The organism is Serratia sp. BFP-2025 (assembly GCF_050880365.1).
In the GTDB taxonomy this organism is placed as follows: Bacteria; Pseudomonadota; Gammaproteobacteria; order Enterobacterales; family Enterobacteriaceae; genus Serratia; species Serratia surfactantfaciens.
In genome coordinates this window covers 580,081-598,571 of sequence record NZ_JBPAFV010000001.1, presented here as the reverse complement: position 1 = coordinate 598,571, position 18,491 = coordinate 580,081, and the positions used below count along the sequence as shown (strand labels likewise).

Annotated in this window: 15 protein-coding genes; 12 read left to right on the top strand and 3 right to left on the bottom strand. The window is 59.7% G+C overall.

What is annotated here, in order from left to right:
• Window positions 1–53: 53 nt before the first annotated feature.
• The 4 genes from ACRAWE_RS02850 (at window position 54) to ACRAWE_RS02835 (ending at window position 5,688) form a co-directional block, all read left to right on the top strand.
• The gene (locus ACRAWE_RS02850) at window positions 54–476 is read left to right on the top strand and encodes a nucleotide triphosphate diphosphatase NUDT15 (protein ID WP_019453623.1); all 423 of its coding nucleotides are present in this window, start codon (window positions 54–56) and stop codon (window positions 474–476) included.
• Window positions 477–709: 233 nt separating this feature from the next.
• The gene (locus ACRAWE_RS02845) at window positions 710–1,870 is read left to right on the top strand and encodes a NapC/NirT family cytochrome c (protein ID WP_060559953.1); all 1,161 of its coding nucleotides are present in this window, start codon (window positions 710–712) and stop codon (window positions 1,868–1,870) included.
• Between the two features lie 12 nt (window positions 1,871–1,882).
• A complete protein-coding gene (gene torA, locus ACRAWE_RS02840; protein WP_432524708.1) occupies window positions 1,883–4,357 on the top strand; it encodes a trimethylamine-N-oxide reductase TorA in 2,475 nt (824 codons plus the stop codon).
• A 155-nt stretch (window positions 4,358–4,512) separates the two neighbouring features.
• Window positions 4,513–5,688: a sugar efflux transporter gene (locus tag ACRAWE_RS02835; protein WP_025160184.1), complete on the top strand. Its 1,176-nt coding sequence runs from the start codon at window positions 4,513–4,515 to the stop codon at window positions 5,686–5,688.
• On the opposite strand, the gene ACRAWE_RS02830 is transcribed toward ACRAWE_RS02835, so the two are convergent.
• Window positions 5,685–5,939: a YkgJ family cysteine cluster protein gene (locus ACRAWE_RS02830; RefSeq protein WP_019453627.1), complete on the bottom strand. Its 255-nt coding sequence runs from the start codon at window positions 5,937–5,939 to the stop codon at window positions 5,685–5,687. The two genes, ACRAWE_RS02835 and ACRAWE_RS02830, sit on opposite strands and share 4 nt — an antisense overlap.
• 269 nt (window positions 5,940–6,208) lie before the next feature.
• Between ACRAWE_RS02830 and mtr the strand changes: the two genes are divergently transcribed.
• Together mtr and yeiP are read left to right on the top strand one after the other, a co-directional pair.
• Complete coding sequence (mtr, locus tag ACRAWE_RS02825; RefSeq protein ID WP_019453628.1) at window positions 6,209–7,453, top strand: tryptophan permease; 1,245 nt, start codon at window positions 6,209–6,211, stop codon at window positions 7,451–7,453.
• A 126-nt stretch (window positions 7,454–7,579) separates the two neighbouring features.
• Window positions 7,580–8,152: an elongation factor P-like protein YeiP gene (yeiP, locus tag ACRAWE_RS02820; RefSeq protein ID WP_004935725.1), complete on the top strand. Its 573-nt coding sequence runs from the start codon at window positions 7,580–7,582 to the stop codon at window positions 8,150–8,152.
• A gap of 42 nt (window positions 8,153–8,194) precedes the next feature.
• On the opposite strand, the gene uxuA is transcribed toward yeiP, so the two are convergent.
• Complete coding sequence (gene uxuA, locus ACRAWE_RS02815) at window positions 8,195–9,385, bottom strand: mannonate dehydratase (RefSeq protein WP_063919740.1); 1,191 nt, start codon at window positions 9,383–9,385, stop codon at window positions 8,195–8,197.
• Window positions 9,386–9,678: 293 nt separating this feature from the next.
• Here uxuA and ACRAWE_RS02810 point away from each other — a divergent pair, with 293 nt between their 5' ends.
• On the top strand, window positions 9,679–11,151 hold the full coding sequence (locus ACRAWE_RS02810) for a mannitol dehydrogenase family protein (protein ID WP_211129737.1): 1,473 nt from the start codon (window positions 9,679–9,681) through the stop codon (window positions 11,149–11,151).
• A gap of 62 nt (window positions 11,152–11,213) precedes the next feature.
• Here ACRAWE_RS02810 and ACRAWE_RS02805 read toward each other — a convergent pair whose 3' ends face one another.
• Window positions 11,214–11,522, bottom strand: a complete 309-nt coding sequence (locus tag ACRAWE_RS02805) for a type 1 fimbrial protein (protein ID WP_019453631.1) — start codon at window positions 11,520–11,522, stop codon at window positions 11,214–11,216.
• Between the two features lie 318 nt (window positions 11,523–11,840).
• Between ACRAWE_RS02805 and ACRAWE_RS02800 the strand changes: the two genes are divergently transcribed.
• From ACRAWE_RS02800 to ACRAWE_RS02780, 5 genes are all read left to right on the top strand, one after another.
• Window positions 11,841–12,815, top strand: a complete 975-nt coding sequence (locus ACRAWE_RS02800) for a CobW family GTP-binding protein (protein WP_154746537.1) — start codon at window positions 11,841–11,843, stop codon at window positions 12,813–12,815.
• A 78-nt stretch (window positions 12,816–12,893) separates the two neighbouring features.
• Window positions 12,894–13,604, top strand: a complete 711-nt coding sequence (locus ACRAWE_RS02795) for a phosphatase PAP2 family protein (protein WP_063919743.1) — start codon at window positions 12,894–12,896, stop codon at window positions 13,602–13,604.
• 410 nt (window positions 13,605–14,014) lie between these two features.
• The gene (mepS, locus tag ACRAWE_RS02790; protein WP_025160183.1) at window positions 14,015–14,590 is read left to right on the top strand and encodes a bifunctional murein DD-endopeptidase/murein LD-carboxypeptidase; all 576 of its coding nucleotides are present in this window, start codon (window positions 14,015–14,017) and stop codon (window positions 14,588–14,590) included.
• Between the two features lie 412 nt (window positions 14,591–15,002).
• Window positions 15,003–16,589: a cyclic di-GMP phosphodiesterase gene (locus ACRAWE_RS02785; RefSeq protein WP_019453636.1), complete on the top strand. Its 1,587-nt coding sequence runs from the start codon at window positions 15,003–15,005 to the stop codon at window positions 16,587–16,589.
• Window positions 16,590–16,678: 89 nt separating this feature from the next.
• Entirely contained in the window at window positions 16,679–18,487 is a 1,809-nt protein-coding gene (locus ACRAWE_RS02780) for an extracellular solute-binding protein (protein ID WP_432524702.1), read from the top strand.
• The last annotated feature ends 4 nt before the right edge of the window (window positions 18,488–18,491 follow it).

Here is an 18,491-nt window from a genome sequence, read left to right as displayed (position 1 = left end):
GCGCCGGGGCAAAATGACATACTGGTGCTGAAACTTTGCTGACGGAGAAAAGCATGAACGTAGTGACGGGCGTCGGGGTGATCATCGTCAACCCGCAAGGCGAGATTTTGTTGGGCAAACGCTGCGGTTCCCACGCGCCCTTTTGGTCGATTCCCGGCGGCCATCTGGAGGCCGGGGAGACCTTCGAGCAGTGCGCCCAGCGCGAAATCGCCGAAGAGACCGGCTTGCTCATCGATCCGCCGCGCTTCGTGGGCGTCAGCAACAATCTGCAGACCTGGCGCGCCGAAGGCAAACACACGGTGTCTATCTGCCTGCAGGTGGCCCACCCCGGCGGCGCAGCCGAGCTGAAAGAACCCGAGAAATGCGCCGAGTGGCGCTGGTGCACGCCTGAAGCCCTGCCGGAACCCCATTTCGAAGCCAGCCGCACCGCTATCCGCCTGTGGCTGAGCGGCCAAGCCTACCTGCCAGCGGTCTGATCCAGTGCGAGCGCGTGCTGCGCTCGCTTCCCCTGCCGCATCGCCCCACCGTTATATAAATTAGAATATAACGCTATTTTTTGCGATATACGCCATTTTTTTGACTACGGATAACCCTATGGGGTTAACCCTCTTCTATCATTATCCCTGCAATCGACGTGGCATTCTGACCTCCGGTCGGCGGCCTTTTGGCAAGATTTTATTTTAAATTCATAATTATAAGCGGGTTTACCATGAGCAAAAAACTGACTGGCTTTGAAAAAAAGCGTCGGTGGGGATGGCTATGGCTTTTGCTGCTGGGGATTATCCTCGGCGCGGCGCTGTTGGCCGGGACCGCCACCGTATTCCATAAAACCAGCGATACCGCCTTCTGCGTTTCCTGCCACACCATGCAACAACCGTTGGCCGAATATCAGGGCAGCGTCCACTTCCAGAACACCAAGGGCATCCGCGCCGAGTGCGCCGACTGCCACGTGCCGCACCAGCCGATCGATTATCTGTGGACCAAAATCCGCGCGGTGAAAGACATTTACGGCGAGATGGTCGGCACCATCGATACGCCGGAGAAATACGAAGCGCACAAGCTGGCGATGGCGCAGTCAGTCTGGAAAACGCTGAAAGAGAACGACTCGGCCACCTGCCGCTCCTGCCACAGCTACGACGCCATGGATATCACCGCCCAGCGCCCTGAAGCGCGCCTGCAGCACCCGGTGGCGATCAAACAGGGCGAAACCTGCATCGATTGCCACAAGGGCGTGGCGCATATCTTGCCGGACATGAGCGGCGAAACCCAGGCCGGCGCCGCCGAGCTGGCGAAGGCCGCGGCGTTGACCGCACCGGACGCCACCACCCTCTACACCATCGCCACCGAGCCGTTCTTCCTCGGCGCCAACGACAGCCATAACGCCGGCAACCTGATGCCGTCCACCGAAGTGCAGGTGGTCAAGCAGGATGGCGACAAAGTGCTGGCCACCGTCAGCGGCTGGCAGCAGGACGGGGTCAGCGAAGTGTTCTACGCCGCGCAGGGCAAACGCATCCTCAGCGTGCTGCTGGGTGAAGACGCACGCCAACAGCTGAAGACCGCCGCCACCCAGACCGATGCGGAAACCGGCCTGGTCTGGCATCAGGTTTCTCTGCAGGTGTGGCTGCCGCGCAAACAGTTGATTGACGATCAGCAAAAAATCTGGCGCTACGCCGCAGACATGATGTCGGCCAACTGCACCGGCTGCCACGGGCTGACCGCGCTCGATCGCTTCAACGCCAACCAATGGATCGGCGTCATCAAAGGCATGGCACCGCGCACTTCGCTGACGCAGGAACAGCTGCGCGTGCTGACGCAATACGTACAAAAACACGCCAGCGACATGCCACCTGCCGCACCGGCCAAGCTTTAAGGGAGAAGCGCAATGAGCAACCAACAACCGTTAACCATGAGCCGCCGCCGCTTCCTGACCGGCGCCGCCGCGCTGGCCACCGCCCCGCTGCTGGCGGGCTTATGGCCCAAAGCGGCGCTGGCGCAGGCCATCAGCGAAGCACTGCCGCAGTTCATCGTCTTGCGTCAGGCGCAGAAAGGCATTCTGACCGGCGCTCACTGGGGCGCGTTTGAAGCCATCGTGCAAGACGGCAAGATGGTCGGCGTACAGCCGGTGCAGGACGATCCGTATCCCAATGAGCTGATCACCATGGCGCCTTATCAGGTGCACGCCGAGAACCGCATCAAATACCCGATGGTACGTAAAAGCTGGCTGGAAGGCGGCCCCGGCAGCCGCACCGAGCTGCGCGGCCGTGACGAGTGGGTGCGCGTCAGCTGGGACAAAGCGACCGAGCTGGTGTGCAATGAGATCGTTCGCCTGCAAAAAGATCACGGGCCGCAGTCGATCTACGCCGGTTCCTACGGTTGGAAAAGCGTCGGCATGCTGCACAACAGCCGCACGCTGCTGCAGCGCCTGATGAACCTGACCGGCGGTTTCCTCGGCTACGCCGGCGACTACTCCACCGGCGCGGCGCAGGTGATCATGTCGTACGTGGTCGGTTCGATGGAGGTCTACGAGCAGCAGACCGCCTGGCCGAACGTGATCGAGAACAGCGAGCTGGTGATCCTGTGGGGCTGCAACCCGATGGTCACGCTGAAAAACAGCTGGAACGTGCCGGATCACGTCGGCCAGACCGGCTTCGAGGCGCTGAAGAAGAAAGGCACCCGGGTGATCAGCATCGATCCGGTGCACAGCGACAGCGCCAAGTTCGTCAATGCACAGTGGATCGCCCCGCGTCCTTATACCGATGGCGCGATGCTGATCGGCATCGCCCACACGCTGCTGACCGAGAAGCTGCATAACCCGGACTTCCTGAAAACCTACACCGTCGGCTTCGACAAGTTCCAGGCCTACCTGTTGGGCAAGAGCGACGGCGTGGAGAAAACAGCCGAATGGGCGGCCGACATCAGCGGCGTCGATGCCGATACGCTGCGCGGACTGGCGCGCGAGATGGCGAAACACCGCACCATGATCATGGGCGGCTGGGGCATTCAGCGCCAGCACCACGGCGAACAGCAGCACTGGCTGCTGGTGACGGTGGCGGCGATGCTCGGCCAGATCGGCCTGCCGGGCGGCGGCTTCGGCTTCAGCTACCACTATTCCTCCGGCGGCAGCCCGACCGCCAAAGGCGGCATCATCGCCGGCATCTCCGCCGGCAACGCGCCGAAGAACTCGCCGGCGCCGATCCCGGTGGCGCGCATCGCCGAATGCCTGAGCAATCCGGGCAAAACCATCGACTTCAACGGCGCCAAGGTCACCTACCCCGAGGTGAAAATGGTGTATGTGGCGGGCGGCAACACCTTCCACCAGCATCAGGACACCAATAACCTGGTCAAAGCCTGGCAGCGGCCGGACACCATCGTGGTCAACGAGCCTTACTGGACCGCCACCGCCAAGCATGCCGACATCGTACTGCCGGCCACCACCAGCTACGAGCGCAACGATCTGGAGATGGGCGGCGACTATTCGCAGCTCTACGTGTTCCCGATGCATCAATGCGTGCCGCCGCAGCACGAGTCGCGCAGCGACTTCGACATCTTCTCGGCGATGGCGGCCAGGCTGGGCGTGCAGGATGCCTTCACCGAGGGCAAGGATGAAACCCAGTGGCTGAAAGGCATGTACGACGACATGAAGAACCAGGCGCGCGCCGCGCGGGTGGCGCTGCCGCCGTTCGACATGTTCTGGCAATCCAATAACTACGTGCGTTTCCCGGTGCCGGAGGCCAACACGCAGTGGGTGCGCTTTGCCGACTATCGCGACAACCCGTTGCTGAACCCGCTGGGCACGCCGTCGGGCAAGATCGAGATCTACTCCGACGCCATCGCCAAAATGCATTATGCGGATTGCCCCGGCATCCCGACCTGGATGCCGCCGCACGAGTGGTATCGCGGGCCGGAAGCGGCCAAATATCCGCTGTCGCTCAATACCGCGCACCCGACCAACCGGCTGCATTCCCAGCTCGACAACACGCCGCTGCGCGAGAAATACGCGGTGGCGGACCGTGAAGCGATCCTGATCCACCCGCAGGACGCGCAGCCGCGCGGCATCAGCGGCGGCGATCTGGTGCGGGCGTTCAACGATCGCGGCCAGATCCTGGTGGGCGCGGTGGTCAGTGAAGACGTGCGGCCCGGCGTGGTGCGCATCAGCGAAGGCGCCTGGTTCGATCCGGCCGATCCGGCGCAGCCCGGCTCGCTGTGCAAGAACGGCAACGTCAACTGCCTGACCTTCGACATCGGCTCTTCCAGCCTGGCGCAGGGCAACTGCGGGCAGATGGCACAGCTGCAGATCGAGAAGTATCAGGGGCCGGCGCTGAAAAACACCGCGCACGCGGTGCCACAAGGCGCCTGATTTATCGGCAAGTATCAGGGGCGCGGTGCGCCCCTTTTTTCTCGTCGCCGCGCGAAATATTCGCTTACCCTACGCCGCTGGATAGCGGTTTGCGTTTCTTTTCAACGGGCGTATGATGCGCGCGACCTCCCTTTTTCGACGAATTCTCAACCGCCATGCCGACTTCATCCGCAGTAACGCGACGCGCGCCCGACCTCACTTCGCTGGCCTTTTTGGCGGTGGCGTTCCTGACCGGCATCGCCGGCGCTTTGCAAACCCCGACGCTGAGTCTGTTTCTGGAAACCGAGGTTAAGGTGCGGCCGGCGCTGGTCGGGCTGTTCTTTACCGGCAGCGCGGTGATCGGCATTTTGGTCAGCCAGTTTCTCGCCGGCCGTTCGGATAAAAAAGGCGACCGCAAATCACTGATTTTCCTCTGCTGCATGCTGGGCGCGCTGGGGTTCACGCTGTTCGCCTGGAGCCGCAACTATTACCTGCTGCTGCTCGTCGGCGTACTGCTCACCAGCTTCGGTTCCACCGCTAACCCGCAGATGTTTGCGCTGGCGCGCGAGCACGCCGATCGCTCTGGACGCGAGGCGGTGATGTTCACCTCCATCATGCGCGCCCAGGTCTCCCTCGCCTGGGTGATCGGTCCGCCGATCGCCTTTGCGCTGGCGCTGGGATTCGGCTTCAAAACCCTGTATCTGGCGGGCGCGGCAGCCTTTGTGCTGTGCGGCCTGCTGGTGTGGCAGCGGTTGCCTTCGATGCCAAAGGCCGTGGCGGCGGGCGCCCCGCTGGCCGCGCCGCGCCAACATCGCCGCGATTCGCTGCTGTTGTTCGCCGCCTGCACCCTGATGTGGACCGCCAACAGCATGTACCTGATCACGATGCCGCTGTATGTGGTGCACGAATTGCGGCTGCCGGAACGGCTGGCCGGGATACTGATGGGCGCCGCCGCCGGGCTGGAGATCCCCATCATGCTGCTCGCCGGGCTGGCGGCGAAACGCTGCGGCAAGCGTTTCCTGATGCGCGTGGCGGTGGTCGCCGGCGTGCTGTTCTACGCTGGCCTGCTGTTTATCACCGGCAGCGGGCAACTCATCGCTCTGCAGCTGCTGAATGCGGCGTTTATCGGCGTGCTGGCGGGGATCGGCATGCTCTATTTCCAGGATTTGATGCCCGGTCAGGCCGGCACCGCCACCACGTTGTTCACCAATACCATCCGGGTGGGCTGGATCATTGCCGGCGCCCTCGCCGGCGCGGTGGCGGAAATCTGGCGCTATCATGCGGTGTTTTACGCCGCGCTGGCGATGGCGGCAGGGGCGACGCTGTGTCTGTGGAAGCTGAAGGAGGCTTAGGGCGCAGTGTCCGCTTCCAGCCTGGCGAGATAGATCAACGCCTGATCGCGGTGATCGTGGCACATGTCGCGGCTCGGCTGCAGGCTGCCGCACACCTTCGGCCGCAGCGGCGAGTGAAACAGGCCGCAGCGCAGCTGTTCATCCAAATGAATGCAGCGGGTATTGGCGGGCTTGCCGTTCGGCATGCCGGGGATCGGGCTGGATATTGACGGCGCGATACAGCAGGCGCCGCAGTCGCTGCGACAGTCCATCAGCGCTACTCCTGGTGGGCTGGGGAAAAGAAGCGCGACAATAGCAGCCGCGCGCGGCGGCTGCCAGCAGAATCCCTGCGGCCCGGCGATCTTTACACACTTCTCGCGGCGGCTTGGCACCGGTTTATTTAGCCACGTGGCGAATAAACGTCCAAAACATCTCATTTTAAAGATAAAAACGCGTGAAACGTGCAATCCCCCTGCTTTACATGCGTCATACACCCATGTACCATTGAGCTAGTACAAAAGAACCTCTTTCAGGAGCACACATGTCTACGGACACCATCCAGAAGCTGGCCCGCCCTTCCGTCCTCGGCGGCGCGATGATCATTGCCGGTACCGCCGTTGGCGCCGGCATGTTTTCCATTCCGATCGTCACTTCCGGTGTCTGGTTCAGCGGCTCCGTCGCGCTGCTGGTGTATACCTGGGCCTGCATGTTGCTGTCCGGCCTGATGATCCTCGAAGCCACGCTGCACTACCCGAGCGGCGCCAGCTTCAACACCATGGTCAAGGATCTGCTGGGTAAAGGCTGGAACGCCGTGAATGGCCTGTCGGTGGCATTCGTGCTGTACATCCTGACCTACGCCTATATCTCCGCCGGCGGCTCGATCATCGCCCACACGCTGGAAGGCATCGTCGGCGTCGGCCAGACTACCGCCGGCCTGGTGTTCGCACTGGTGGTGGCATTTATCGTCTGGCTCTCCACCCGCGCGGTCGATCGCCTCAGCACCATTCTGATCGGCGGCATGGTGATCACCTTCGTGATGTCGGTGGGCGACATGTTCACCCACGTGCAGCCTGCGGTGCTGTTCAACAGCGGCGACGATCGGGCCAGCTACCTGCCTTATGCCCTGGCGGCGTTGCCTTACCTGCTGACCTCGTTCGGCTACCACGGCAACATTCCCGGGCTGGTGAAGTACTACCACAAGGACAGCGGCTCCGTGGTGCGCAGCCTGGTGTACGGCACCCTGCTGGCATTGGCTATCTACATCCTGTGGCAGTATGTGATTCAGGGCAATATCGCGCGCGACGCCTTTAAACAAGTGATCGCCGAAGGCGGCAATATCGGCAGCCTGCTCAAGCAAATGGGCAACGTCTCCAGCAGCCAGACCGTCAGTCAACTGCTGAACGCCTTCTCCTATATGGCGCTGGCTAGCTCGTTCCTCGGCGTGTCGCTGGGCCTGTTCGATTATCTGGCGGACTTCTGCAAGTTCAAGGACGACGCCGTCGGGCGCAGCAAGACCGCTCTGGTGACCTTCGTGCCGCCGACCCTGGCCGCGCTGCTGTTCCCGAACGGCTTCCTGTACGCCATCGGCTTCGCAGGGCTGGCGGCCACCATCTGGGCGGTGATCGTGCCGGCGCTGATGGCGCGCGCCAGCCGCCGCCGCTACCCGCAGGCGGGTTACCGCGCACCGGGCGGCCGCGCCGTGATTCTGTTCGTCATCCTGTTCGGGCTGATCAACGCCGCCGCGCATATCCTGTCGCTGTTCGGCCTGCTGCCGGTCTTCCAGTAATCCTTGAAGGGAGAGCGCCTGCTCTCCCTTTCCTGCACTGTTTTTACGCCGGACTCTTGCCTGAAATCGGCGGCGCGAGTACCTTGTCGCAACTTCTCTAATACTCTTCATTGCGGATGAATTGAAATGGCAAGAGCTAACGAAATTAAGCGCGGCATGGCGATCAGCTACAACGGCAAACTGCTGCTGGTAAAAGATATCGACGTGCAGAGCCCGAGCGCCCGTGGCGCCAGCACCCTGTACAAAATGCGCTTCTCCGACGTGCGCACCGGCCTGAAAGTGGAAGAACGCTTCAAGGGCGACGATATTCTGGACACCATTTCCCTGTCGCGCCGCAAGGTGAACTTCTCCTATATCGACGGTGAAGAATACGTGTTCATGGACGACGAAGATTACACGCCGTACATCTTCAAGAAAGACCAGATCGAAGATGAACTGCTGTTCATTCCGGAAGGCGGCCTGCCGGGCATGCAGGTGCTGACGCTGGATGGCCAGGTGCTGGCGCTGGAGCTGCCGCAAACCGTGGATATGGAAATCGTCGAGACCGCACCGGGCATCAAAGGCGCCTCCGCCAGCGCCCGCAACAAACCGGCCACCATGGCGACCGGTCTGGTGATCCACGTGCCGGAATACCTCAGCGCCGGCGACAAGATCCGCATTCATATCGCCGAACGCCGCTATATGAGCCGCGCCGACTAGTCGCGCCTACGGGGCCGATGCTCGGCCCCGTGTCACTTTCCGCTACGGCAATTCCGGGAAAAAGCGCCGCTTGAGCGCCAGCTCGACGCCGCGCAGCTCCGCCAGCCCTTTCAACCGCCCGATGGCCGAATAGCCCGGATTGGTTTTCTTTTTCAAATCGTCCAGCATCTGATGCCCATGATCGGGGCGCATCGGGATCGGCCGCCGATCGCCCGCCCGTTGCCGCCGCAACTCTTCGGTCAGGATCGCTTCGATCACCGCCACCATGTCCACATCGCCCTGCAGGTGCGCCCCTTCATGGAAGCTTTTCGGGTTTTCCTCGCGGCAGGTGGCGCGCAGATGGGTGAAATGAATGCGATCGCCGAAGGTTTCAATCATCCGCACCAGATCGTTGTCGGCGCGCACGCCGTATGAACCGGTACACATCGTGAAACCGTTATGAGGGCTGTCGACGGTCTGTTTCAGCCACTGCATGTCTTCTAGGGTGGAAACGATGCGCGGCAGGCCGAGGATCGGCCGCGGCGGATCGTCGGGGTGCACTGCCAGCCGGATGCCGGCCTCTTCCGCCACCGGCACGATGGCGCGCAGAAAGACCGCCATGTTTTCGCGCAGCCGCGCCTTGTCGATGCCGTCATATTCCGCCAACCGCCGGCGGAACTGCTCCAACGTATAGCCTTCTTCCGCTCCCGGCAGCCCGGCGATAATGTTGCCGGTCAGCCGGTTTTTTTCCTCCTCGCTCATGGCGGCGAAATAGGCCGCCGCCTGACTGCGCTCCTCTGACGTATAGTCCGCCTCGGCACCGGTGCGCTGCAGGATATGCAGCTCGAACGCGGCGAAGGCGGTCTGATCGAAACGCAGCGCTTTGGAACCGTCCGGCAGCGGATAGGCCAGATCGGTGCGCGTCCAGTCGAGGATCGGCATGAAGTTGTAGCAGACGGTGTCGATGCCGCAGGCCGCCAGGTTGCGCAGCGTCTGTTGATAGTTGACGATATGCCGCCGCCAGTCGCCGCTGTGGGTTTTGATCTCCTCATGCACCGGTACGCTTTCCACCACCGACCACACCAGCCCCTTTTCCGCCAGCAGCGCCTGCCGCGCGCGGATCTCGTCGATCGGCCAGACCTCGCCGTTCGCGATATGGTGCAGCGCCGTCACCACCCCGGTCGCCCCGGCCTGACGTACGTCGTCCAAAGAGACCGGATCGTTCGGGCCATACCAACGCCATGTTTGTTCCATGTTTTATCCTTATGCCTGTCTCGCACCGCAATGCTGTTATACCAGTTTAATTTATATGTCAGCTATCTTTACCTTACTCTTTCGCCCTCCACTGTCAAAACCGAACCCTTGATTGGTTGATCCACTTCACGAATCTGGCTTATTTTGGACAGGCCAATTTATTTGACTGGCTGACAGCTCTACACTGGCCGCAGTTTTATATCGTCAGCGCGCCCTTGTTGATAGGGCGACAAACTGGTCCGCTAACTTGACGCAAGGGGCCAACCAGCTGTCTTACAGGCTTTGGAGATGAGATGAAAACGATCGCCAACACCCCGCTGCCGGGCGCCGTCCGGCAACCGAGCTATGACCGCCGAGCCCTGCGCAGCCGCATCGTGCACCTTGGTTTCGGTGCGTTCCACCGCGCGCATCAGGCGCTGCTGACCGATCGGGTGCTGAACGCCCAAGGCGGCGACTGGGGCATTTGCGAGATCAGTCTGTCCGGCGGCGTACCGCTGTTTGAGGCGCTGCGACAGCAGGATCATCTGTACAGCGTGCTGGAGAAAGGCGCGGACGGCCATCAGGCCATCGTGATCGGCGCGGTGCGTGAGAGCCTGCACCGCAAGCTGGAGGGCATCGCCGCGGTGCTGGAGAAGCTGGCCGAACCGCAGGTGGCGATCGTCTCGATGACCATTACCGAAAAAGGCTACTGCATCGAACCCGGCAGCGGGCGACTGGATCGGCAGCATCCGGGGATCGTCACCGATCTGGCGTGGCCGCATCAGCCGCAGACCGTGCCCGGCATTTTGGTGGAAGCGCTGCGGCTGCGGCGCGAACGCGGCCTGCCCGCCTTCTCCCTGCTCTCCTGCGACAATATTCCGGAGAACGGCCATGTGCTGCGCCGGGCGGTGCTCGATCTGGCGCAGGCGCGGGATCCGTCGCTCGCCGATTGGATCGCCAGCGCCGCTACCTTCCCCTGCACCATGGTGGATCGCATCGTGCCGGCCGCCACGCCGGCCACGCTGGATGAGATCGCCGCCGCGCTGGGCGGCGTGCGCGACGAATGCGCCATCGCCTGCGAGCCCTTCATTCAATGGGTGGTGGAAGACCACTTCGCCGCCGGACGCCCGGCGTGGGAGTTGGCCGGCGCCCAGTTGGTCAGCGATGTGCTGCCGTTTGAACACATGAAGCTGCGCATGCTGAACGGCAGCCACTCGTTCCTGGCTTACCTAGGCCACCTGGGCGGCTACCGCTATATCAACGAGTGCATGGCGGATGAGCACTACCGCCGCGCCGCCCTGCGGTTGATGCTGGATGAACAGGCGCCAACGCTGAGCGTCACCGGCATCAGCCTGCCCGACTATGCCGCGCAGCTTATCGCGCGTTTCAGCAATCCGGCGCTGCAACACCTCACCTGGCAGATCGCCATGGACGGCACGCAGAAGCTGCCGCAGCGCCTGCTGGATGCCGTGCGCTGGCATCTGCGGCACGGCGGCGACTATAGCGGGCTGGCGTTGGGCGTGGCGGGCTGGATGCGTTACGTCGGCGGCGTCGATGACGCCGGTGAGCCGATCGACATTCGCGATCCGCTGGCAGACATGCTGCTGCAGACGGTTGCCGCAACGCCGGACGATCGACGGCGCGTAGCGGCGCTGTTGGCGTTGAAATCGGTATTCGGCGAAACGCTGGCGGCGCATGCGGCGTTTAGCGAAGCGGTGACGCAAGCCTATTTATCGCTGCGCGATCGCGGTGCGCGTGAAACGGTGAAGGAGTGGGTGATGCGGTGAGGAGCCTGCAGAGCCGAGAATAACCATGCCGGCGTAACGTTACGCCGGCATGGCGGAACGACTTAACGATAAACGACCGTCATAACAGCGAGTTTCTTCTGTTGGTCTACCCACTTCATTTCGGTTGTGCCTAGATTTAGCGGAAGTTCTTTGCGTGTAGTATCAAAACCTGACAACGCTTGCTGGGCCTGATAATGCTGGCCGTTGCGGTAACATTGCGTATTCGCCTTAGAATCTGCAATATTGACCGTGCAAGGACTTTCAACGATAGAACCGACGAAGCGAATTACCCCGCCGGCCACTCCTGCATGACTCACTGCCGTCCATGAAAACAACATTCCTACGATCAAAAATAACCGAAAGATATTCATGGCAACCTCATTTCTAGTTAAGCCAATTTAACCATAGAGGATCTTGTTAGGAATAATCGCAAGGAAAGGGGCAGGATTTGATCGTTAATCGCGTCATTAACAATGTAAAAACAAGCTACTAACAAAAGTTAACCGTATCTAATACAGGGTTTTATCTAAGAACTTTCTTGTTCTGAAAAGTGGATTTTGTCGGTTGAAAAGCGCAGGGTGACGTGCAAAATTTGAGAGATAGAGCACAAATTAAATCGCAGCGGCCTTGCCAATCCGGCAGCGTAACTCATTTATTAAGCAAGTTAATTTTTGCACCTGGAATTATTAATGACCAAAACCAATCTGATTACCGGCTTCCTCGGCAGCGGTAAAACCACCACCATCCGCCATTTGCTGGCTCATAAACCCGAGCATGAGCGCTGGGCGGTATTGGTCAATGAATTCGGCGAAATCGGCATCGACGGCGCGCTGCTGGCGGACAGCGGCGCGGTGCTCAAAGAGATCCCCGGCGGCTGTATGTGCTGCGTCAACGGCCTGCCGATGCAGGTGGGTTTGAATATGTTGTTGCAGCAAGCCAAACCGGACCGGCTGCTGATCGAGCCAACCGGGCTTGGGCATCCGAAACAAATCCTGTCGCTGCTGACCCAGGAAAGCTATGCCGGCTGGATCGATCTGCAGGCGACGCTGTGCCTGCTGGACGCGCGCCAGCTCAGCCAACCGCGCTACCGCGACAACGAAAACTTCCGCGATCAGCTGGCCGCAGCCGACATTATTTTGGCCAGCAAAAGCGATACCTATCAGGCAGAAGATCGGCTGGCGCTAACAGCCTGGACGGCGCAGGATCCGCTGCAGCGGCCCTGCTACGCTATCGCGCAAGGCGAGGCGGATGTCGCGCTGTTGTCACTTCCGCGCACGAATCGTACAGAATTGCCGGACGCGCAGCATCATCATGGGCAGGCGAAAACGCAGGGATTGGCGGCGCTGCGGCTACCGGAAAACGCCCGCTGGCGGCGGGCGTTGAACGAAGGGCAAGGCTTCACCAGCTGCGGCTGGATTTTTGACGGCGAAACCCGGTTCGACACCGTCGGTTTTATGGAGTGGGTGCGGCTGGCACCGGTCGAACGTGCCAAAGGCGTGGTGCGCATCCCCGAAGGCACGCTGCTGATCAACCGCCAGGGCCAGGATCTCAACATCGAAACTCGTCCGGCCGCCCCGCTCGATAGCCGCATTGAGCTGATCCACAGCGAAAATGCCGATTGGAACGCCCTGCAATCCGCCTTGTTTAAGATTCGTTTAAGTTAAATCTCGTACCGTTGCCCCCCCGGTTGTCGCAGGGCAGCCGGGTTTTGTTTCATTTTCATTTTTTCAACAGGTTATGTCATGACACGCCGCAATTTACCCTTCATTCTCTTCTTCAACTTACTGGGCGTTGCGCTGTTTCTGTCCTGGTTCCTGCCGGCCAACCACGGCGGCTGGTTTACCCTGGACTCGGCGATCTTCTTCTTCTTTAACCGCCATCTGGCCACCGACCCGTCATTTTTGCACTTGGTCGCCATCACCAATAACCGGGCGTTCGATGTGATTTCGCTGCTCGCCATGGGCCTGCTGTACCTGTACTTCTACCTGAAGCAGGACGCCGCCGGCCGCCGCCGCCTGGTGATCACCGGCGTGGTGATGCTGCTGACCGCCGTGGTGCTGAACCAACTGGGTCACCTGCTGCCGGTGAAACATCCGAGCCCAACCCTGACCTTCGACAATATCAATCGCGTTAGCGAGCTGACCGGTATCCCCACCAAGGACGCTTCCGGCGACAGTTTCCCCGGCGACCACGGCATGATGCTGATTATTTTTTCCTGCTTTATGCTGCGCTATTTCGGCCGCAGCGCCTTTGCCATCGCCTTGCTGATTACGCTGGTCTTTTCATTGCCGCGCGTGATGATTGGCGCCCACTGGTTTACCGACATCGCCGTCGGTTCGCTCTCCGTGGTGCTGGTTGGCGCCAGCTGGGTGTTGATGACGCCTTGCAGCGACTGGATTATCGATCGGTTGAATCGCCTGTTGCCCGGCAAACACCGCCCCGGCCAACCATAACTTGCGTCTATGACTCATGCCGGGAGGTCCACGCCTCCCGTGCTCTCCCCCCGCGCAGCGCGCAAAATTTCACCGCCGCCCGTTAACGCTTTTACAACCTGATTTCACGCCAGATTCATACATCGGACAATTGGCGTTTTTTATATGAAGATTTACATTATGTTACATCACAAATTCATATAAAAAAGACGGGAAAAAGGCTCGCAATCCCCTATCTGTTCCGGTAATCTCGGATGCGTTTGTGCCTGGTTTAAGTTGAATCAGTATGGAATCCGGTAAAAATGTGCGTTCCCGCACGTTTTCAGCGGTAACTGATTGTCGATGCAGCAGGTGCAGATTAGGCTCGTTCCGTTTGGCATTTTTCAGGTAGCGACTTTCGTCGTTAAGGACTTCAAGGGAAAACAACAACAATGGTCAAATCTCAACCGTTTCTGAGATATTTTTTGCGGGCGATCCCTGCAATTGCCGCTGCGGTTATGCTGTCAGCGTGCAGCTCGACTCACACTTCGAACTTGAATAACGCACAAACTGAGATGCGTGCAGTTAATGACAAAGACGGTCTTTTACTGCAAGCCTCTCAGGATGAATTCGAAGCGATGGTCCGCAACGTTGACGTCAAGTCAAAGATTATGGATCAGTACGCGGACTGGAAAGGCGTTCGCTACCGCTTAGGCGGTGACACCAAGCGCGGCATCGATTGCTCGGCGTTTGTACAGCGCACCTTCCGCGAACAGTTCGGCATGGATTTACCGCGTTCGACCTATGAACAGGAAGATCTCGGCAAGAAAATCCAGCGCACCAAGCTGCGCGCCGGCGATTTGGTGCTGTTCCGCGCCGGTTCCACCGGGCGCCATGTCGGCATCTATTTAGGCAACGACCAGTTCGTTCACGCCTCCACCAGCAGTGGTGTCATGATTTCCAAGCTGACCGATAACTACTGGGACAAACGTTATCGAGAAGCGCGTCGGGTGCTGACCAGCGGCTGACGGCGCCATGCCTTGAAGTTTCTGAAGACCAAACGAGCGATAAGCGCCGCCTACGGGCGGCGTTTTTATTGCTGTCGAACCGCCGAATCACCGGGGTTTGGCCGGGTATTATCGTTACCTTCCCCACCAAGCCGCCGCCACCCACCATTATTTTGATAAACTGTTGGCAGGAAATCGCGCCGGCGAGGAGAAACTCGCCTATTATCGTCAGATGACGGCAACGGCACCCCGGCGTTATTTAAAACGTTACCGCTTAAAATATGCGCAATATATTTATCAGCGACGCTTCGCATTTAAACGGCGCCGTCGGCTGGGTACAGGATAGAAAGGCAAAAATGAAAAAAAAGCCGTTGGCACAATCCATTAAATGGCTGCGCAATAACCCTGACGCCCTGATGCAGAGGACTCGATTATGGGCTTGAAAAGGGCTTTCGCCCGCAGCGTGTCGCTTCGGCAGCGCAGTCTGGCTAAGAGCTGCGTCGCCGCCCTGGTCTTTTTTACGCTATTTACCGCGGTCACGCTTTCTTTGATCAACCACCAACGCACGCAATATCAGCATAAGGTTGAAGCTCGCACCAGGCAGTTCTCGCTGGATTATATTTCGCACCTGACGGCGGTCATGCAAAAAATGATGCCGTTGCTGGACAAGCCTTGCCTCTCCAGCCAGTCGGACATTACCTATCAGGCGGCCTTCACCAGCGGCGTGCGCACCTTCCTGTTAGTGAAGGAAGGTTACGCCTATTGCTCATCCGCCACCGGCGACATGATGTTGCCGATGAAAAATCTGTATCAGGATATCGACTGGACTCTGCCTCTGGATATGAAATTGCAGCAGGGCACGCCGATTGTGCCGAACAAACCGGCGGTGGCGGTTTGGCTGCGGCATCCCGGCGAGCCGGCTACCGGTATTCTCGCGACGCTGGACATCGATCTGATGCCTTATCTGCTGTTCACCTCGCATGACGAACAGGCGCCGGGCATCGCCATCGTGATGGGCCAGCGCGCCCTGACCACTTTCAGCCCGAACCTGATGCCGGTCGATCAGCTGCCGAAAGGCAAGGCGGATTACCTGACGCTGCCCAATCTGCCGCTGACCATTATGTTTTACAACGAAAAATTGACGCCTAATGACATCCGCCTGACGCTGCTGGGCAGCCTGGTGCTGTCGCTGATGATCGGCGTGCTCTGCTATTACATGCTGCTGCTGCGGCAAAGCCCGGAACGCGCGCTGCTGCGCGGCATCAAGCGCAATGAGTTCTTTGTCGAATACCAACCGGTGTTTCATACCGGCAGCAACAGCATCGGCGGACTGGAAGCGCTGATTCGCTGGCAGCATCCTATCGAAGGGCGCATTCCGCCGGATATCTTTATCCCTTATGCCGAAAGCAACGGGCTGATCGTGCCGCTCACCCGCCACCTGTTCAGACTGATCGCCGAAGATGCGCCGCAGCTGGCCAAAGCCTTACCGCAAGGCGGCAAGCTCGGCCTCAATATCTCCCCCTCCCACCTCAGCGCGCCATCCTTCCACCAGGACGTGTATGAACTGCTGGCGCAGTTGCCGTGCAACTACTTTACGCTGGTGTTTGAAATTACCGAACGCGGCATGGTGGAAGAAGAGAGCGCGCTGGCGGAATTCGACTGGTTGCATAAGCAGGGCATCGAGATCGCGGTAGACGACTTCGGCACCGGCCACAGTGCGCTTATTTATCTTGAACGTTTCACCATGGATTACCTGAAGATCGATCGCGGCTTCGTCAATACCATCGGCCAGGATACGGTCACTGCACCGGTGCTGGATGCCGTGATTTCGCTGGCGAGAAAGCTGAAAATGCTGACGGTGGCCGAAGGCGTGGAAACCGCCGAGCAAATGCAGTTCTTGCAGGAACACGGCGTCAACTTCATGCAGGGTTATTACTTCAGCAGGCCCTTGAGCCTCGACAATTTCGTCGCTTACTGTAAGGCGCATCAGGTCTTTGATTATCAGGAAAAAAATAGTTAATCTTTAAGCATCTTTATCCTGCGCCTCCCCGAAGAATGTTATGCTGGGCGCAGGTTGTACTTCATTCCACAGCAGGAGCTTACCGTCTGATGTCCGTGCGCATTTTCGCAGCTTTGGTGCTTTCGACACTGAGCTTCGGTCTGCAGGCCGAGGCCCTCAATGAAAGCTACGCTTTCGCCCTTCTCGGTGAACCGAAATACGCCACCGACTTCAGCCATTTCGACTACGTCAATCCGGCAGCGCCCAAAGGCGGCGACGTGCGGCTGGCGGCCATCGGCACCTACGACAATTTCAACCGCTTCGCCACCCGCGGCGTGCCCGGTGCGCGTACCGACCAACTCTACGATACCCTGTTCGCAACGTCCGACGACGAACCCGGCAGCTATTACCCGTTGATTGCCGAATCGGCCCGTTTCCCGGCCGACATGCGCTGGATGGAATTGGATATTAACGCCCGCGCCCGCTTCCAGGACGGCAGCCCGATCACCGCCGCCGACGTGGCCTTCACCTTCAACAAATTCATGGCCGAGGGCGTGCCGCAGTTTCGTGCTTTCTACAAAGGCGTTACGGTCAAGGCAATTTCCCGGCTGACGGTGCGCATCGAGCTGCCTAAGGCGAATCGGGATCAAATCCTCAGCCTGCTCAGCCTGCGAGTATTGCCGGAAAGCTTCTGGAAAAACCATAAGCTCAATGAGCCGCTCAACACCCCACCACTCGCCAGCGGCCCATATAAAATCAGCGATTACCGCCTCGGCCAGTACATCACCTACCAGCGGGTGCGCGACTACTGGGCAGCCAACTTGCCGGTGAATCGCGGCCGTTACAACTTCGACAGCATTCGCTACGATTATTACCTGGACGATAAAGTGGCGCTGGAAGCCTTCAAGGCCGGGGCTTACGATTTCCGCATCGAGCCGTCGCCCAAGAGCTGGGCCACCCAGTATCAGGGCGGCAACTTCGCGCGCAACTACATCATCAAACAGGATGAGACCAATCAGGCGGCGCAGAATACCCGCTGGCTGGCGTTCAACCTGCAAAAGCCGCTGTTTGCCGATCGCCGGGTACGGGAAGCGATCGGTTTGGCTTTCGACTTCAACTGGATGAACAAGGCGCTGTATTACAACGCCTATCAGCGCACCGACAGCTATTTCCAAAATACCGCCTACGCTGCCCGCGGCTACCCGGACGCCGACGAATTGGCCTTGCTGGCGCCGCTTAAGGGCCAGGTGCCGCCGGAAGTGTTTACCAGCATCTACCAACCGCCCTCTTCCGACGGCAGCGGTAACGACCGGCAAAATCTGCTGAAGGCGACCCAACTGCTGAAAGAGGCCGGCTGGGTGGTCAAAAACCAAAAGCTGGTCAACGCCAAAACCGGCCAGCCGTTCACCTTTGAACTGATGCTGCTGAGCGGCAGCAACTTCCAGTATGTGCTGCCGTTCCGCCATAACTTGCAGCGGCTGGGCATCGAGATGCAGATCCGCGAGGTCGACGCTTCGCAGTACACCCGCCGCATGCGCGAACGCGATTTCGACATGATGTCAACGGTATATATGGCGATGCCGTTCCCCAGCGCCGATCTGCAAATCCTGTGGGATTCACAGTACATCGATTCCAGTTACAACACGGCCGGCGTCAAAGATCCGGCGGTCGACAGCCTGGTCAGACAAATCGCCGCCCATCAGGGCGACGAAAAAGCCCTGCTGCCGCTCGGTCGCGCGCTGGATCGGGTGCTGACCTGGAATCGCTATATGCTGCCAATGTGGTACTCCAGCCACGATCGCTACGCCTATTGGGACAAGTTCTCCACGCCGCCGATCCGCCCGGCCTATGCGATCGGATTCGACAACTGGTGGTACGACGTCAACAAGGCGGCACGTTTACCGGCTCAACGGCAATAAGGAG

Bases quoted from the DNA above. Each gene is read 5' to 3' on its own strand.
- ACRAWE_RS02800 (WP_154746537.1), top strand. From the start codon at position 11,841: ATGACCAAAACCAATCTGATTACCGGCTTCCTCGGCAGCGGTAAAACC.
- torA (WP_432524708.1), top strand. From the start codon at position 1,883: ATGAGCAACCAACAACCGTTAACCATGAGCCGCCGCCGCTTCCTGACC.
- ACRAWE_RS02780 (WP_432524702.1), top strand. From the start codon at position 16,679: ATGTCCGTGCGCATTTTCGCAGCTTTGGTGCTTTCGACACTGAGCTTC.
- mepS (WP_025160183.1), top strand. From the start codon at position 14,015: ATGGTCAAATCTCAACCGTTTCTGAGATATTTTTTGCGGGCGATCCCT.
- ACRAWE_RS02850 (WP_019453623.1), top strand. From the start codon at position 54: ATGAACGTAGTGACGGGCGTCGGGGTGATCATCGTCAACCCGCAAGGC.
- ACRAWE_RS02785 (WP_019453636.1), top strand. From the start codon at position 15,003: ATGGGCTTGAAAAGGGCTTTCGCCCGCAGCGTGTCGCTTCGGCAGCGC.
- ACRAWE_RS02835 (WP_025160184.1), top strand. From the start codon at position 4,513: ATGCCGACTTCATCCGCAGTAACGCGACGCGCGCCCGACCTCACTTCG.
- mtr (WP_019453628.1), top strand. From the start codon at position 6,209: ATGTCTACGGACACCATCCAGAAGCTGGCCCGCCCTTCCGTCCTCGGC.
- ACRAWE_RS02795 (WP_063919743.1), top strand. From the start codon at position 12,894: ATGACACGCCGCAATTTACCCTTCATTCTCTTCTTCAACTTACTGGGC.
- ACRAWE_RS02810 (WP_211129737.1), top strand. From the start codon at position 9,679: ATGAAAACGATCGCCAACACCCCGCTGCCGGGCGCCGTCCGGCAACCG.
- ACRAWE_RS02805 (WP_019453631.1), bottom strand. From the start codon at position 11,522: ATGAATATCTTTCGGTTATTTTTGATCGTAGGAATGTTGTTTTCATGG.
- uxuA (WP_063919740.1), bottom strand. From the start codon at position 9,385: ATGGAACAAACATGGCGTTGGTATGGCCCGAACGATCCGGTCTCTTTG.
- ACRAWE_RS02830 (WP_019453627.1), bottom strand. From the start codon at position 5,939: ATGGACTGTCGCAGCGACTGCGGCGCCTGCTGTATCGCGCCGTCAATA.
- yeiP (WP_004935725.1), top strand. From the start codon at position 7,580: ATGGCAAGAGCTAACGAAATTAAGCGCGGCATGGCGATCAGCTACAAC.
- ACRAWE_RS02845 (WP_060559953.1), top strand. From the start codon at position 710: ATGAGCAAAAAACTGACTGGCTTTGAAAAAAAGCGTCGGTGGGGATGG.